Origin of the sequence: Roseobacter phycocola (assembly GCF_042055075.2) — a bacterium.
Lineage (GTDB): Bacteria > Pseudomonadota > Alphaproteobacteria > Rhodobacterales > Rhodobacteraceae > Roseobacter.
This window is the reverse complement of the sequence record NZ_CP194010.1, coordinates 3423228-3439584: the sequence shown is the minus strand read 5'-3', so window position 1 is coordinate 3439584 and position 16357 is coordinate 3423228. Positions and strand designations below refer to the sequence as shown.

Genomic DNA, 16357 nt, shown 5'->3' with positions numbered 1-16357 from the left:
GGTCAAACGCGACGTTTCAATTGTGCAAAAAAATCAGGCGTTTTCGACAAAACACGCGACGGTGTCTGCCATCTGCTCCGGCGTGGTTTCGCGCCGGAAGAACTCCACAAACCCCTGTTCCGGCATCACGAGATAGCTGAAGGTAGAATGATCGACGAGATAGAAATCATCGTCGCCCTCATGGGCTTTGTAGTAGGTCCGGTAGGCCTCGCTCGCCGCCTTGATCTGTGCTTCCGATCCGGTCAGCCCGATCATCCGCTCATGCAGGTTAAAGGCGAAATCACCCACGACCTCTGGCGTGTCACGCTTTGGGTCCACCGTGATAAAAACAGGGGTCGCACTGATCCCGCGCTCAGCCAGCACATCAACGGCTTCGGCATTGCGCGCCGTGTCGAGCGGGCAGACATCCGGGCAGAACGTATAGCCGAAATAGAGGATCGAGGGCTCAGTAATCACGTCCTTGTCGGTCACCGTTTCGCCCGCCGCATTCACCAGTTCAAATGGTCCGCCAATGGATCCCGCACCACCGGCAATCTGGCTCGCACGGCACTGGGCGAACTGATCACCGTTCGGATCGGGCTGGGACACAAACCAGAATACACCGGCAAAAACAGCAATGCCCAGAACAGCAAGCGGGGCAATGAGACGCGCGTTCATAACAGACTCCCTGAGGCAGCAGACGGGTTGATCCTAGCAGGGCGCAGTCCTAACGTCCTGCGACACAGTTGCAACTCAAGAAGAGGTGATTTCGATGGCCGGTTCCGATGTCAGACCTCTGAGCGGTCAGTTCCGCGCAAACTGGATCAGATTGCGTACGATGATCCTGCTGCGCTGGTTCGCGATCGCGGGTCAGCTGACGGCGATCACAGTGGCGCAGAATTTTTACGGCCTGCAGCTGAACCTCGGGCTTTGCTATCTGGTGGTGGGCACATCGGTCGTGGCGAACCTGGTGGCGATGTTTGTTTTTCCGGAAAACAAACGCCTGTCCGAGACGGAAAACATGCTGATGATCATGTTCGATCTGCTGCAGCTCAGCGTCCTGCTGTTCCTGACCGGCGGGCTGCATAACCCCTTTGCACTGCTGGTTCTGGGGCCTGTGACGGTATCCGCCGCGGTGCTTGGGTTCCGCTCCACCGTTCTTATGGGGGCGACCGCGATCCTGGCGGTCTCTCTCTTGTCAGTGTTTCACTTTCCGCTGCGCACGCATCAGGGGTTCATTCTGGAAATCCCGGATGTCTTTGTTTTCGGCAACTGGACCGCGCTGATCATCGCAATTGTCTTTATCAGTGCCTATTCCATGCGGGTCACTTCCGAAATTCACTCAATGTCCGACGCGCTGTCAGCCACGCAGATGGCCCTGTCGCGCGAACAGAAACTCACCGATCTGGGTGGTGTTGTGGCAGCGGCCGCACATGAGCTGGGTACCCCGCTTGCGACGATCAAACTGGCCAGCGGTGAGCTGCAGGAGGAATTGGCGGACCGGCCCGAACTGCAGGAGGACGCCGCCCTGATCCGCGAGCAGGCAGACCGGTGCCGCGACATCCTGCGCGACATGGGGCGGGCAGGCAAAGATGACCTGCATCTGCGTCAGGCGCCGCTGATGGCTGTTCTCGAAGAAGCCGGTGAACCGCACATGGATCGCGGAAAAACAGTGCATTTTGAGATTTCCGGTGATGCGATGGAGCAACCCGCCATTTTGCGCAAACCAGAGATCATTCACGGGGTCCGCAACCTGATCCAGAACGCAGTGGATTTTGCCCATTCCGAGGTCTGGGTCGAAGCGCGCTGGTCAGATGAGCAGATTGCACTGCGGATCATCGACAACGGACCCGGGTTTCCGGCGCATCTGATCGGCCGCATCGGTGATCCGTTCATGCGCCAGCGCCGTGGCGGATCCGAACGCCGGATGCGGCCGGAATACGAAGGCATGGGCCTTGGTCTGTTCATCGCAAAAACCCTGCTGGAACGCTCCGGCGCGGAACTCAGTTTTGCCAATGGACGTGATCCGTCATCTCCGGCACCACGTTCACCGGACAGTATCGGCGCCGTCGTCGAAGTTTCGTGGGCACGCAGGCTGATCGACGCCAGAACCGGCGATACCCCCGTTCCGACCGGCCTGAACACCCGCATACCGGTTTAGGTTTCCTTAAATTCTGCCGGATGCGGCAGCTGCGTTAACGACGCGTTAACCACAATCTCGGATGCTTGGGTGGCTTAACTGCTTCCACAGGGTACGGCAGAAAATGACAGTCTGGGATATCGCGGTTGTTGCGGGTGCGGCTTGTGTCAGCGCGCTTGCAGGCCTCGCGTGGATCATATCGCCACGCGGGCCCACAGTCGTGAAACGCCGTAACATGACCCAGAAACTGTCTGATGGCATATCATTTCTGTTTGAAAACGACCGGTTGCACCATGCATCCGAGGCCGCGCTCGAAGTTTACAAACCTTTGCCGGGCCGTGATGACTGGTCGTCCTGGCGCGAAAGAATGCTGGCCCGTTTTCCCGGGCTGCCCCCGACACCGGACGATACCGACAACGTGAATCTGACCGTGCAGGCCAGGAATGCGAACGACAGAGCCACGTTGTGTGTTTCCCGCAAAGGGCGGTTCACCCAGGTGCAGATGATCGAGAACGGCATGGCCGGTGCTGCACAATCCCAGCAATTGCGTGCTCTGAACCAGGAGCTCGATCACCTGCGCCGCGCCAGTGACACGACACCGCATGCTGTCTGGCAGGTGGACAGTCAGGGTCAGGTCACCTGGTTCAACGCGGCCTACGAAGACCTGTATACCCGTTTGCACAACCGTAAACCTGCTGCAGACAAACAGGTCCTTGCTGTCGAGGAACTGGACGCGGCGACGGATGGCCCGCAACGCATTTCCACCCAATCGGCTGATGGTACAGTGACAGACTGGTATGATGTTACTACCGTGCAGGTGAGCGATACCCGTATTCATCACGCTGTGAACATCAATGCCGTTGTGCGTTCCGAGGCTGCCCAGCGCAATTTTGTTCAGACACTGGCGAAGACATTCGCGCAACTGTCCATTGGCCTCGCAATTTTTGACCGGAACGGGCAGCTGGCCCTGTTCAACCCCGCTCTGATTGACCTGACAGGTCTGCCGGCGGATTTCCTCAGCGGTCGTCCGACCCTGCTGTCCTTCTTTGACCGTATGCGCGAAAACCGCCGGATGCCCGAACCCAAGGACTATGGTACCTGGCGTCAGCAGATAGCAGAGGTCATCGCGGCTGCCACAGACGGGCGCTATCAGGAAACCTGGACCCTTGAGACCGGACAGACGTACCGCGTTCGCGGCAGGCCGCATCCGGATGGCGCCATTGCGTTTCTGATCGAGGATATCAGCGCCGAAATCTCACTCACCCGTAACTTCCGCGCTGAACTTGAACTGGGCCAGTCGTTGCTCGATACCTTTGAGGAAGGGCTGGTTGTGTTCTCATCGACCGGCGTTCTGACCTTCTGCAACACGGCCTATCGGGAAATGTGGGGGCTCGACCCGGACAACTCCTTTGCCGATGTCACAATCGCCGATTCAGTGAAGGAATGGAAAAGCCTGTCCGAACCGGGCGCGCGTTGGGCCGCGCTGACTGATTTCGTGCTGGAATTCGGGGACCGCGAGTCCTGGGAGATGCCGGTGAAACTCAAAAATGGCGGCAGCCTGACCTGCACGGTCTCACGGATAGCTTCGGGTGCTACCGTGATCCGTTTCATTGCTGCGACGAAGGAAAAGACGCGGCGACGCTCTTCGGCCGTGCGCGAAAACTGACGTCCGACGGCCTTAATGGCTTGCGGCTTGCGCCACTGCCAGGCACCATAAGGGGATGACGACGAATTCCCTGTCAGCACATGTGACTTCACCGGAAGAAACCGGCGCGCTGGCAGGCCGACTGGCACAACTGCTGACATCGGGCGATGTCCTGCTTCTGACCGGCGATGTTGGCGCAGGAAAGACGCATTTTGCGCGCCATCTCATCCAGTCGATCCTCAGCGTGCCTGAGGATGTACCCTCTCCCACCTTCACCCTGGTTCAGGAATATGACACGAAGCGCGGGCCGTTGTGGCACTGCGATCTTTATCGCCTGACGAGCACCGGGGAAGTTGAGGAGCTTGGTCTTGTGGACGCATTCGAAACAGCGATCTGCCTGGTGGAATGGCCGGACAGGCTGGGCAGCCTTGCCCCGGCCGAGGCGCTGGAAATCCGCCTGGACCCCGGGTCGGGTGAACATGACAGACAGCTGACCGCAACCTGGACTGGAAATACCTGGACTGACAGGGTGACTGCATGGCTGAGCTGACCGGACGCGAAACCCTGAAACTGGCCTTTCTGACAGACTGTGGCTGGTCGGGTGCTGATCGGAGACCCCTGGCCGGGGATGCTTCAAACAGGATTTATGAGCGCCTTCGGCAACCTGACGGCAAACGTGCTGTCCTGATGGATGCGCCGCCCGAAAAGGGTGAGGATGTTGGTGCTTTTGCACGGATTGCGCGGTACCTGGCGGGCATAGACCTGAGCGCCCCTGAAATTTTTGCAATGGACGGTGATAACGGGTTCCTGCTAATCGAAGATCTGGGCGACGATCTCTTTTCGCGCTGTATTGCGCGCGACCCAACGCTGTCGGTCCCGCTCTACAGCGCAGCTGTCGACGTTCTCTCTCACCTGCACCGACAGAATCCGCCGGATGGCCTGGCGCGATATGAGGCAGATACGACCGTCCCGCTCGCTGCTCTTGTTTATGACTGGTACGTTCCGGGCGTGACCGGATCAGAAGCCGGGGGCAGCCGCGATACCTTTTTGCAGATGGCGGATCAAATACTCCGGCCTTACGACCCGGAATGCACAGTGCTGATCCAGCGGGATTACCACGCGGAAAACCTGCTCTGGCTGCCGGAGCGCAGCGGGCTGAGACGCGTGGGCCTGCTCGATTTCCAGAGTGCTGAGATCGGGCACCCGGTCTATGATCTGGTATCGGTTCTCCGCGATGCCCGGCGCGATGTAAGCCAGGCGACCGAAGCGTTGATGAAAACGAGATTTGTCGCGCAAAATGGCCTGAACAGAGACGAATTCGACAGGGCATATGCTGTTTTCGGGTTACAGCGCAACCTGCGCATTATGGGCGGGTTTTCACGGCTGTGTATGCACTTTGGCAAGGCAGACTACGTACAGCTGATCCCTCGTGTCTGGGGTCATGTGCAATCAAGCCTTGAACATCCTGATCTTGCTGAACTGGCACAGCACATACGGGCAACGCTGCCCGAACCGGAACCGGATGCGCTTGCCCGGCTTGCCGCAAAGGTTGCGGCATGAGCCTGCCTGTTATGCTTTTTGCCGCCGGTTTCGGGACCCGGATGCGGCCACTGACGGACAGGATGCCGAAACCGATGATCCCGGTTGGTGGCCGGCCGCTGGTGGATTACGCTGTTGATCTTGCGCAGGCTATTGATCCGCCTGCAATTGTGGCCAACCTCCATTACCGGCCCGATGAACTGCGGACGCACCTGACCGGCCGCGGCGTTCAGACGATCACCGAAACACCCGAAATCCTGGATACCGGTGGCGGGCTGCGGAACGCGCTGCCGCTGCTGGGTTCCGGCCCGGTCATCACGGTCAACTCGGACGCAATATGGTCCGGTCCAAACCCGCTGAATATTCTGTTGCAGGCATGGGATCCGGCGAAAATGGATGCTTTGCTGTTGTGCGTTCCGGAACCAAATGCCCGGGGAAGCGCGTCGAACGGTGATTTCATCTCCGATGAAGACGGTCTCCTCAAACGCGGTCCGGGCGATATTTACAGCGGCGCGCAGATCATCAACCCAGATCTGCTAGCGACCGTCTCCGGGACCGCATTTTCCCTGAATCGTGTCTGGGATCACATTCTGGTGCACCAACGGCTGTACGGTGTCAGATACAACGGCACATGGTGTGACGTTGGTCACCCCGACGGCATTCCGATTGCCGAAGACCTGCTGGATCAGGCAAATGTTTGAGGCATCGGACGATCCCCGCATTTTCGGGCTGGCACCCGGTGTTGATTTCCCGGCAGCCCTTGTGGACGGGCTCTGTGCTCGTTTTGCCGGCCAGCCACCGGACCAGATAGCGCGTGTCACGCTGATTGTGAACACCTCCCGGATGCAGCGCCGTATTGTCTCTCTCTTTCACGAAAAACAGGCTCTGTTACTGCCCAAAATACTGCTTCTGTCAGGCCTTGATCTGCTCCAGCCCGGCATCCATCTGCCTCAGGCGACAGCTCCCCTGCGCCGCCGTCTGGAGCTGATCTCTCTTGTTGCAGGCCTGCTGGATCAGCAACCTGATCTGGCACCGAGGTCATCGCTTTACGCTCTGACAGACAGCCTCTCCGCGCTGATAGACGAGATGCAGGGGGAAGGCGTCACACCTGACAAACTGTCTGGGCTTGATGTCACAGATCAGTCGGGCCACTGGCAACGCACGCAACAGTTCATCGCCATTGCGCAGAACTATCTGGCGGCAACGGGATCGGCAGCCGACAAGGAAGGCCGGCAGCGTGCCCTGATTGCTGCGATATCCGCGCATTGGCAGGCGCATCCGCCCGAACACCCGGTCATTCTTGCGGGGTCAACCGGGTCCCGCGGGACGACCATGCTGCTCATGCGCGCCATAGCCTGTCTGCCTCAGGGTGCTCTGATCCTGCCAGGATTTGATTTCGGGATGCCCGCGCCGGTCTGGGACCAGATGCACGACGCGCTCTTATCCGAAGATCACCCGCAATACAGATTTTACCGGCTGATGCAGGATCTGGACGTGGCGCGCGACAAAGTCCTTCCGTGGCACGATGCACCGCCTTCTTTGGAGGCTCGCAACGCGCTTGTTTCTCTGTCACTGCGCCCGGCGCCGGTGACCCACGCCTGGCTTTCTGAAGGCCCGGCGCTCAAAGACATCGACGCTGCCACAGCAGCAATTACGCTGGTGCGGGCACCGACACCGCGTCTCGAAGCGCTGACGATAGCCGTGCGGTTGCGCAAAGCGGCCGAGGAGGGTCAGACGGCGGCGCTGATCACACCAGACCGGATGCTGACACGTCAGGTGACCGCCGCGCTGGACCGGTGGGATATTCTGCCGGACGATTCCGCGGGCGCGCCTCTGCATCTGTCACCACCAGGTCGGTTTCTGCGACATACGGCCCGGCTGTTCCACCGCCGTATCGATACAGAAACGCTGATCACGCTGTTACGTCACCCGCTGACGCATTCTGCACAGAACAGAAACCAACATATCCTGAACACCCAGCGGCTGGAGCTGCGCATCCGTGACCGCGGGCTGGCCTTTCCTGACACTGCTGGTCTGCTGCGGGTCATGCAGAACTGCTTCGATGACGAAGCTGAGCAGACGAGGCTTGAAACCTGGCTGAGATGGGTCGGCGACACGATCTGCGTGAACCACGATCTCAAAAATGACCAGTCACTGACAGAACATGTAAACCGTCATTTTGCCCTGTCAGAGACTGTTTCACAGGGACCGGATGGAACGGGTACAGGTGAACTCTGGCAAAAGAAGGCGGGCCAGGAATCGCTGAAAGTCATGCAGAAACTCCGCGAAAACGCGGGCTTTGGCGGCCGGATGAACGCTGCGGATTATGCAGATCTTGTGGGCGCTCTTCTGTCGGAGGGCGAAGTGCGTGATCGCGACGCCCCCCATCCTGGCATAATGATCTGGGGCACGCTCGAAGCGCGCGTTCACGGCGCTGATCTGGTTATTCTGGCAGGTCTGAACGATGGCACATGGCCCGAAGCCCCAAAGCCTGATCCCTGGCTGAACCGGAAGCTGCGCAATGATGCGGGGCTTCTGCTGCCAGAAAGGCGGATCGGTCTGTCCGCCCATGATTATCAACAGGCCATCGGCGCACCCGAAGTCTGGCTGACCCGTTCCGTCAGGTCAGAAGACGCGGAAACGGTGGCATCCCGCTGGGTGAACCGGCTGGGCAATCTGCTGGACGGTCTCAGAACGAACGGCGGTCCCGAAGCTCTGAGGGCCATGACAGACCGTGGCGACACGTGGCTCCGCCTTGCTCAGAAATCAGAAGAAACAGAGCCGGTTCCGGCAGCACCCAGGCCGTCACCACGACCGCCCGCCGCTGCACGACCCCGAAAGCTTTCTGTGACCGAGATCAAGCGCCTGATCCGGGACCCATATGCGATCTATGCGCGACACGTCCTGCGCCTGCGGCCCCTCCGTCCACTCGTGCCCACGCCGGACGCCCTGCTGCGGGGTATTGTGCTGCACGATGTGATGGAGAAATTCATCCGGGATACGATGGACGACACGACCCTGATGTCGCCGGACCATCTGTCCCGCACAGCAGCACAGATTTTGCCCGAGGCGGTACCCTGGCCCGCGGCGCGCAGCCTCTGGCAAGCCCGCATTAACCGGATTGCTCAGAAATTCGTCACCGGAGAGGCGGCAAGACGCGTAATGGCCGCGCCGATCGCGATGGAGAAAAGAGCACAGGGTCTGCTGAAGTGGGGCGACATCGGTTTCGATCTGACAGCGCGGGCCGACAGGATCGACGGGACGGAAAGCGGTGATGTGCTGCTCTATGACTACAAAACCGGGACACCACCATCCGCCAAAGAGCAGGCAACGTTTGACAAACAGCTGCTGATTGAGGCCGCGATGATAGAGCAGGGTGCCTTTGACAGCATCGGAGCCCAGCCTGTAAAAGACGCGGTTTTCCTCGGTTTAGGCTCTGATCTGCGCGAGGTGTACGCCCCACTGGACAAGGAGCCACCCGCGGCGGTGCTGGAGAACCTGCGGGTGCTCATCAAAGCCTACCTTGATCCGGAGCAGGGGTTTTCATCCCGACGCATGATGCAGAAGGACGATTTTGCGGGTGACTATGATCTGCTCGCGCGTTTCGGCGAGTGGGATGCAACCGATGACGTTGTGCCGGAGATTCTGACATGATCCGCCGCGACGACGCCACCGAGGCACAGGTCCGCGCAGCACGGCCGGACGCGTCGACGTGGCTGGCCGCAAACGCCGGTTCCGGGAAAACACGCGTTCTGACCGACCGGGTGGCAAGACTGTTGCTTGAAGGGGTTGAGCCACAGCACATCCTGTGCCTGACCTACACCAAGGCCGCAGCATCAGAAATGCAGAACCGTCTGTTCCGCAGGCTGGGGCAATGGGCAATGCTGGAAGATGCAGATCTGCGCGCATCACTTATGGAACTGGGTGCGGGGGATGCCGTGGATGCAGACGGGCTGCGTCGTGCGCGCACCCTGTTTGCCCGCGCAATCGAGACGCCTGGCGGGTTGAAAATTCAGACGATTCACTCGTTCTGTTCGTCTCTGTTACGGCGGTTTCCGCTCGAAGCTGAGGTTTCTCCGCAATTCACGGAGATCGAGGACAGGGCCGCCGATCTGCTGCGCGCAGAGATCGTGGATCAGATGGCGGATACGCCCGAAGACGCCTCCCTGGTGACAGGCCTCGCGCGGCATTATACCGGGGAGGACTTTGGCGCGCTGACCGGCAGCATGGTGCGCCATCGGGATGCACTGCTGAAGCCAGTGTCGCGCAATGACATCCTCGCACTTTTCGGAATGCCGGGTGATCTGTCAGCGAGCCGGATCGAAGCGGATGTCTTTTCCGGCACGGAGCGGAATCTGGCAGACAGCATCATTCCGCCGCTGATCGCAAAAGGTGGCAATGATGAAAAGGCGGGGCGCAGGCTGTCCCGTATCGAGCATTTCGATTTCTCCGCGCTGCCTGAACTTGAAGCCCTCTTTCTGTTTGGGTCTGGCGCCAAAACCCCGTTCGGCGCCAAAACCGGCAGTTTCCCGACGAAACCAACACGGGACAAAATCGCGGAACTGATGCCCGAACTGGACGCGCTCATGGAACGGGTGGAACAGGCGCGGCGTCAGAGGCTGGCACTCAATGCTGCGGACAAAACCGAAGCGCTTTACCAGTTTGCCGGCCGTTTTCTACACCTTTACGAGCAGCAGAAACAACTGCGCGGATGGCTGGATTTTGACGATCTGATCCTGAAGGCACGCAATCTTCTGACCGACCCGGATGTGGCCGCCTGGGTGCTGTATCGCATTGACGGCGGGATTGATCATATCCTTGTCGACGAGGCCCAGGACACCAGCCCCGCGCAATGGGATGTGATCCGTAAACTGGCCGCGGAATTTTCGAGCGGCGAGGGGGCCCGTAAGGACATCCGGCGCACGCTTTTCGTCGTGGGGGACAAAAAACAGTCAATCTATTCATTCCAGGGAGCTGATCCGCGGGAATTCGACCGGATGGAAGCCGAGTTTCGCGAAAAGCTCGAAGCGGCAGGCCATCTGTTCCAGAGCGAAACGCTGCAGTATTCGTTCCGGTCATCTGATGCGATCCTGCGGCTGGTTGACCAAACGTTCAGCCAGCAGGACGAGGCGGGATTTGGTACAGATGGTCAACACCTGTCGTTCCACACGGACCTGCCCGGGCGTGTTGATCTGTGGCCTGTGATTGAGCCCGTGTCCGAGGAAGACGACCGGGAATGGTACGAGCCGCTGGACCGCCGCGGCGCGACGCACCACTGGGTTATTCTGGCGGAGAAAATCGCTGGCAGTATCCGGGAAATGATCGAAAGCGGCCAGACAATTCCGGATGATGACAACGCGACCGGTACACCGGTTCGGCGACCCGTTACTGCAGGCGATTTCCTCATCCTGGTCCAGCGGCGGCACAGCCTGTTCAGTGAAATCATCCGGGCGTGCAAACGGGCAGGTCTGCCAATTGCCGGGGCGGACAGGCTGAAGGTCGGCGCGGAGCTGGCCGTGCGTGATCTGGCGGCGCTTTTGTCGTTTCTGGCGGTGGCCGAGGATGATCTGTCACTGGCGTCTGCGCTGAAATCGCCACTGTTCGGATGGAGCGAACAGGATCTCTATGCGCTGGCGCATAAGCGATCCGAAAAATACCTGTGGGAGGCGCTCCGTCGCAAAGAGGACGAGTATCCGGAAACTCTGGCGATCCTGCACGACCTGCGCGCGCGCACCGATTTCCTGCGGCCCTATGATCTGATCGAGCGGATTCTGACCCGCCATGGTGGGCGCCGCAGATTGTTGTCGCGCCTCGGGACTGAGGCCGAAGATGGCATCAATGCGCTGCTGGCCCAGGCGCTGGCCTATGAGCGCAACAGCATTCCGAGCCTGACCGGTTTCCTAGTGTGGATGCAAACGGATGATCTGGAAATCAAACGGCAGATGGACAACGCCTCGGACCAGATCCGCGTGATGACTGTGCATGGCGCGAAGGGGCTGGAAGCACCTATTGTGATCCTGCCGGACACGGCAAAACGCAGCATCACCATACGCGAAGACCTTCTGACGATCGATGGCGCAACGGTCTGGAAAACCGCTGGAGACGACATGCCGGACGCGATGGCCGGACGGGTCGAGCAGATGAAAACTGCTGAGCGCGAAGAGCGTCTGCGACTGCTCTATGTGGCTCTGACACGGGCTGAAAAGTGGCTTATTGTGGCGGGCGCCGGTGAGTTGTCGAAGGAAAACGACAGCTGGTATCAGATGGTCAGCGCCGCGATGGATCACGCAAACGCTGGCGACCTCATGTTTCAGGGGGAGCAGATCCGCCGGCTCGCACATGGCGACTGGGAAAGCCTGCCGCTGGTGGCGCAGCCCGTTACGCCGGTGCCGGATATCGCACTGCCGGACTGGTTCGCACAGAGCGCACCGGAGCCACCGGAGGGCATGCGCATCATTTCTCCTTCGGATCTCGGCGGGGCCAAGGCCATTGCGGGTACCGAAGGCCGGGATGAAGAAGCCGCAAAGAAATACGGGCGGCTGGTGCACAGCCTGCTCGAACACATGGCCGCCACGCCTGCGCAGGGATGGCCGGCAATCATGGACAGTCTGCGGGAGCCGGGAACCAGCGATGCCGATCTTTCGCTTGCCGCAGAAGAAGCCCGGCGGGTCCTGGAAAATACCGACCTGCAATACCTCTTTGCGCCCGGCACACTTGCCGAAGTGGCAATCTCCGCGCCCGCCGGAAACGCTAGGATTTATGGAATCATCGACCGGCTGATCGTCACGGAAAACGATGTTCTTGCCGTTGATTTCAAAACCAACCGCGCGGTACCGGAAACACCTGAAACATGCCCCGAAGGTATCCTGCGTCAGATGGCTGCCTATGCCACGGCGCTTACCGCCATTTACCCGGACAAAACCATCAGAACGGCGATTTTGTGGACACTGAACGCGTCGCTCATGCCTCTGCCGCACGAAATCGTGACAGCTCTGTCAGAAAGCGCGCAATATCTTGACGATGCCCGGGCGGATACCTAGGTTCGGCGTCCAAGCACAAGCCGTCAGGAGATCACCATGGCAACCGTTGCAGTAACCGACGACACCTTTGACGCCGAAGTCAAAAATTCCGACATCCCCGTAGTGGTGGATTTCTGGGCACCCTGGTGTGGCCCGTGCAAGCAGATCGGCCCGTCGCTCGAAGAGCTGTCGGCTGAAATGGACGGCAAAGTGAAGATCGTCAAAGTGAACGTCGACGATAACCCCAACGCCCCGGCACAGATGGGCGTGCGCGGCATTCCGGCGCTGTTTATCTTCAAGGACGGTCAGGTCGTCTCGAACATGGCCGGCGCCAAACCGAAAGCCGCGCTGCAGAGCTGGATCGAAGAAGCGATCTGATCCTGAAGAACCCCTGAATTTCGGGCGTCCTGTATCGGGGCGCCCTTTTTCTTTGTCCGGACCACCCGCTCTTGTACCGTTGTCCCGCCCGCGCCATATAGTCGGACAGGAAGACTACAGGAGGCGAGCATGGCGCGCGAAGAATTTCCCGGCTGGCATGGCACCACAATCATCGGCGTCAAAAAGGGCGGCGAAGTGGTCATCGCGGGCGACGGGCAGGTTTCTCTGGGCCAGACGGTCATCAAAGGGTCTGCGCGCAAGGTCCGTCGTCTCAGCCCGGGCGGTTACGATGTGGTCTGCGGGTTTGCCGGATCAACGGCCGACGCTTTCACGCTGCTGGAACGGCTGGAAGCCAAACTCGAAGCAACGCCCGGTCAGCTGGCCCGCGCAAGCGTCGAGCTGGCAAAGGACTGGCGCACGGATAAATACCTGCAGAAACTCGAAGCGATGCTGATCGTCTCGGATGGGTCCGACATTTTTGTCATCACCGGTGCCGGCGACGTTCTGGAACCGGAGCATGACGTAACCGCCATCGGATCCGGCGGGAATTACGCCCTGGCTGCGGCGCGGGGCATGATGGACAGTGACCGTGACGCCGAAGCTGTCGCGCGGGACGCCATGGCGATTGCCGCAGACATCTGCGTTTACACAAATGGCAACCTGACGGTCGAAAAGATCAGCGCATGATCAACAAGGATGATCTGCGCGCTTCGGTCGGTGCGGGGATCCTGACCGAAGCTCAGGCGGCGTCTCTGCAGGCGCTGGCCGACAGCCGCCGCGGTGCTCGCGAGAACCTGGACCCGGGTGATGAACCCTTTGAGCTCTTTAAGGGGTTCAACGAGATTTTCATCGTTGTGGGCCTCGCCATTCTGACCAGTGGCTGGATCGGTGTTGTCACCTTTATGACAATCGACAACGGCAATATCCGCAACGGGCTGATCATTGCCGGACTGGTTGGCGCCGGGATCATCTGGCTGTTGTCGGAGTATTTCATCCGTCGCCGCCGGATGGTTGCACCCGCCATCGCGCTGTCGCTGATGTTTGCGGGCAACGCCGGATTTGGGTTCGCCGGGGGTCTGGCCGAGATTTTCATGGTAGCGCGCGGCGATAACAGTTCACTGGCGCTGCCATTCATCCTGGCCACATTTGCCATGGTGTTCTACTGGTTCCGGTTCCGTGTGCCCTTTGCTCTCGCGATAATCGCGGTCATGGCCTTTGGCGTCTCCATCCTGATTGCAGGGAACAGCAACGGCGCACCCAATGATACGCGTGATCTGTTTTTGCTGTCAGCGGATGGGCCTTTTGCCCTGATCACCCTCGGCATCGGTGTGATCGTATTCGCCATCGCGATGATGTTCGATATGTCCGATCCGCACCGCGTGACGCGCCGTGCGGCCAATGGTTTCTGGCTGCATGTGGTGGCGGCCCCCGCGCTGGTGAATACTCTGGCGCTCAGCCTTCTGGACACGGGCAGCAGCTGGTCAAACACCATGCTGATCGCGGTGATGGCACTTTTTGCTCTGGTCGCGATAATCATCGACCGGCGGTCGTTCCTGATCGCAGCGATCAGCTACATCGTGGTGCTGTCATCAACAGTTTTCGACGGCGAGGGGGCGGTGTTCACCGTTCTGATGCTGGGCGCTTTCCTTGTGTTTCTGGGCGCCCGCTGGGAAAGCATCCGTGCAAAGCTGTTGCGGGCGCTTCCGGGGTTTGTGCCAAAGCACCGGCTGCCGCCCAGCGTCTGAGGGCGGCAGACAGATCAGATCAGGCTGATCAGAACGAAGCCACGGCCAGCGGCACGTTGAACTTCTCGCACCAGATCCAGACTTCGTTGTAGTCGTCGGGGTTGATCCCTGCCGGCACTTCGTAGGAAGACGCGCCTTTGTTGGATTTCAGCAGACCCATGAGCGTGTCGCTGTCATAGCCGTTTTTGCCCAGCGCAATCTTGGGATCAGGCGCACCGGCGAATTCAAAGTCATCAAGGAGGTTGATGACATAACCGTCGCCTTTTTTCGCAATCTCGGCACGTCCCGATACAGCGTAGCTGTTTTTCTTTTTGAACGCGGCGACGCGGCCGTGGCCGCCGGCAATGGCTGGTGTGGTGATGGCAGCGGCCCCTGCAACAAGGGTCATTTTCAGAAATGAGCGGCGGTCCATGGGAATCTCCTTTGCGTGGAACGTGAAAGAAACATACGGAACTGACCGGTCTAAAAAAGACGCCTCTCTGTGTCGTGATCAATCCGGATCATTTCGTGTTCCTGGTTGCGTTTCCGGCCCTGATCCTTACATCCGTTGTAACAAACAGACCTCAGGACACCGCTTTGACCGACCTTACACCCCAGCAGATTGTTTCAGAACTCGACCGTTTCATCATCGGGCAGAAGGATGCCAAACGCGCTGTTGCCGTTGCCCTGCGGAATCGCTGGCGGCGCAAGCAGCTGACCGATGATCTGCGGGATGAGGTTTATCCCAAGAACATCCTGATGATCGGGCCAACGGGGGTTGGCAAAACGGAGATCAGCCGCAGGCTGGCCAAACTGGCCCGCGCGCCGTTTCTCAAGGTAGAAGCCACAAAGTTCACCGAAGTCGGATATGTCGGCCGTGACGTGGAACAGATCATCCGGGATCTGGTGGACAGTGCCATCAGCATGGTGCGTGACCACATGCGTGACGATGTAAAGGCCAGCGCCCGCCAGGCCGCCGAGGACCGCGTGATCGAAGCCATCGCCGGGACGGATGCCCGCGAAAGCACGCGGGAAATGTTCCGCAAAAAACTGAAAGCAGGCGAGCTGGACGATACAGAAATCGAACTCGACATCGCAGACAATTCCAACCCTTTTAGCGGGATGATGGATATACCGGGCCAGCCGAACATGGGCGGCGGCATGATGAATATCGGCGATCTTTTCGGCAAAGCGCTCGGCGGCAGGACAACCCGTAAAAAGATGACAGTCGCACAGAGCTACGAAGTGCTGATCGGCGAAGAGGCCGACAAGCTCCTTGATGATGAAACGGTCACGCGCGCCGCCATTGAGGCGGTCGAGGAAAACGGCATCGTATTTCTGGATGAGATCGACAAAGTCTGTGCCCGGTCGGACGCGCGTGGTGGTGATGTCAGCCGGGAAGGGGTCCAGCGTGATCTGCTGCCTCTTATCGAAGGCACGACCGTCAGCACAAAGCATGGCCCCGTCAAAACAGATCATGTCCTGTTCATTGCCTCCGGCGCCTTTCATATCGCGAAGCCCTCTGACCTGTTGCCAGAACTTCAGGGGCGTCTGCCGATCCGCGTCGAGTTGCGCGCGCTGACTGAAGAGGACTTCGTCCGCATTCTGACAGAAACAGACAACGCGCTGACCCTTCAGTACACCGCTCTGATGGGCACGGAATCTGTAGATGTGTCCTTTGAGCCTGACGGGATTGCAGCGCTCGCAAAGATTGCTGCGGATGTGAACCAGTCGGTCGAGAATATTGGCGCGCGGCGTCTTTACACCGTGATGGAACGCGTTTTTGAGGAGCTGTCTTTCTCCGCGCCGGACCGTGCTGGCGAAGAAATCGTCGTGAACGCCGCCTTCGTCGAGGAAAACCTGGGCGAGCTGACGAAGTCCACCGACATCAGCCGCTACGTGCTTTAACGCTTCCAATTTTCCCGGATGCCTG

Annotated in this window: 13 protein-coding genes; 11 read left to right on the top strand and 2 right to left on the bottom strand. The window is 59.4% G+C overall.

Features of this window, described 5'->3' with window-relative positions:
* Window positions 1-33 precede the first annotated feature (33 nt).
* Window positions 34-657, bottom strand: a complete 624-nt coding sequence (locus tag AB4K19_RS17020) for an SCO family protein (RefSeq protein ID WP_375229459.1) — start codon at window positions 655-657, stop codon at window positions 34-36.
* 94 nt (window positions 658-751) lie between these two features.
* On the opposite strand from AB4K19_RS17020, the gene regB reads away from it, so the two are divergent.
* The 10 genes from regB to AB4K19_RS16970 all read left to right on the top strand — a co-directional run bounded on the left by regB (window position 752) and on the right by AB4K19_RS16970 (window position 14445).
* Window positions 752-2140: a sensor histidine kinase RegB gene (gene regB, locus AB4K19_RS17015; RefSeq protein WP_375229458.1), complete on the top strand. Its 1389-nt coding sequence runs from the start codon at window positions 752-754 to the stop codon at window positions 2138-2140.
* A gap of 103 nt (window positions 2141-2243) precedes the next feature.
* Entirely contained in the window at window positions 2244-3785 is a 1542-nt protein-coding gene (locus AB4K19_RS17010; protein ID WP_375229457.1) for a PAS-domain containing protein, read from the top strand.
* Window positions 3786-3840: 55 nt separating this feature from the next.
* Window positions 3841-4314 carry a tRNA (adenosine(37)-N6)-threonylcarbamoyltransferase complex ATPase subunit type 1 TsaE gene (tsaE, locus tag AB4K19_RS17005; RefSeq protein WP_375229456.1) on the top strand — a complete coding sequence of 158 codons (474 nt, stop codon included), beginning with the start codon at window positions 3841-3843 and terminating at the stop codon, window positions 4312-4314.
* On the top strand, window positions 4302-5324 hold the full coding sequence (locus tag AB4K19_RS17000) for an aminoglycoside phosphotransferase family protein (protein ID WP_436398394.1): 1023 nt from the start codon (window positions 4302-4304) through the stop codon (window positions 5322-5324). The genes tsaE and AB4K19_RS17000 overlap by 13 nt, the downstream gene beginning before the upstream one ends.
* Window positions 5321-6004, top strand: coding sequence for a nucleotidyltransferase family protein (locus AB4K19_RS16995; RefSeq protein WP_375229454.1), 684 nt, complete (start codon window positions 5321-5323; stop codon window positions 6002-6004). The genes AB4K19_RS17000 and AB4K19_RS16995 overlap by 4 nt, the downstream gene beginning before the upstream one ends.
* Window positions 5997-8957: a double-strand break repair protein AddB gene (gene addB, locus AB4K19_RS16990; RefSeq protein WP_375229453.1), complete on the top strand. Its 2961-nt coding sequence runs from the start codon at window positions 5997-5999 to the stop codon at window positions 8955-8957. The genes AB4K19_RS16995 and addB overlap by 8 nt, the downstream gene beginning before the upstream one ends.
* Window positions 8954-12343 carry a double-strand break repair helicase AddA gene (gene addA / locus AB4K19_RS16985; RefSeq protein ID WP_375229452.1) on the top strand — a complete coding sequence of 1130 codons (3390 nt, stop codon included), beginning with the start codon at window positions 8954-8956 and terminating at the stop codon, window positions 12341-12343. Before addB ends, addA begins: the two co-directional genes overlap by 4 nt.
* 36 nt (window positions 12344-12379) lie before the next feature.
* Window positions 12380-12700 (top strand): thioredoxin, encoded by a 321-nt coding sequence (gene trxA / locus AB4K19_RS16980; protein WP_375229451.1) that lies wholly within the window; start codon window positions 12380-12382, stop codon window positions 12698-12700.
* A gap of 129 nt (window positions 12701-12829) precedes the next feature.
* Complete coding sequence (gene hslV, locus AB4K19_RS16975) at window positions 12830-13387, top strand: ATP-dependent protease subunit HslV (protein WP_375229450.1); 558 nt, start codon at window positions 12830-12832, stop codon at window positions 13385-13387.
* Window positions 13384-14445: a hypothetical protein gene (locus AB4K19_RS16970; RefSeq protein ID WP_375229449.1), complete on the top strand. Its 1062-nt coding sequence runs from the start codon at window positions 13384-13386 to the stop codon at window positions 14443-14445. The genes hslV and AB4K19_RS16970 overlap by 4 nt, the downstream gene beginning before the upstream one ends.
* A 28-nt stretch (window positions 14446-14473) precedes the next feature.
* Here the strand turns inward: AB4K19_RS16970 and AB4K19_RS16965 are convergent, their stop codons facing one another.
* The gene (locus tag AB4K19_RS16965) at window positions 14474-14857 is read right to left on the bottom strand and encodes a DM13 domain-containing protein (RefSeq protein WP_375229448.1); all 384 of its coding nucleotides are present in this window, start codon (window positions 14855-14857) and stop codon (window positions 14474-14476) included.
* Window positions 14858-15021: 164 nt separating this feature from the next.
* Between AB4K19_RS16965 and hslU the strand changes: the two genes are divergently transcribed.
* Window positions 15022-16332 (top strand): ATP-dependent protease ATPase subunit HslU, encoded by a 1311-nt coding sequence (gene hslU, locus AB4K19_RS16960; protein WP_375229447.1) that lies wholly within the window; start codon window positions 15022-15024, stop codon window positions 16330-16332.
* Window positions 16333-16357 lie beyond the last annotated feature (25 nt).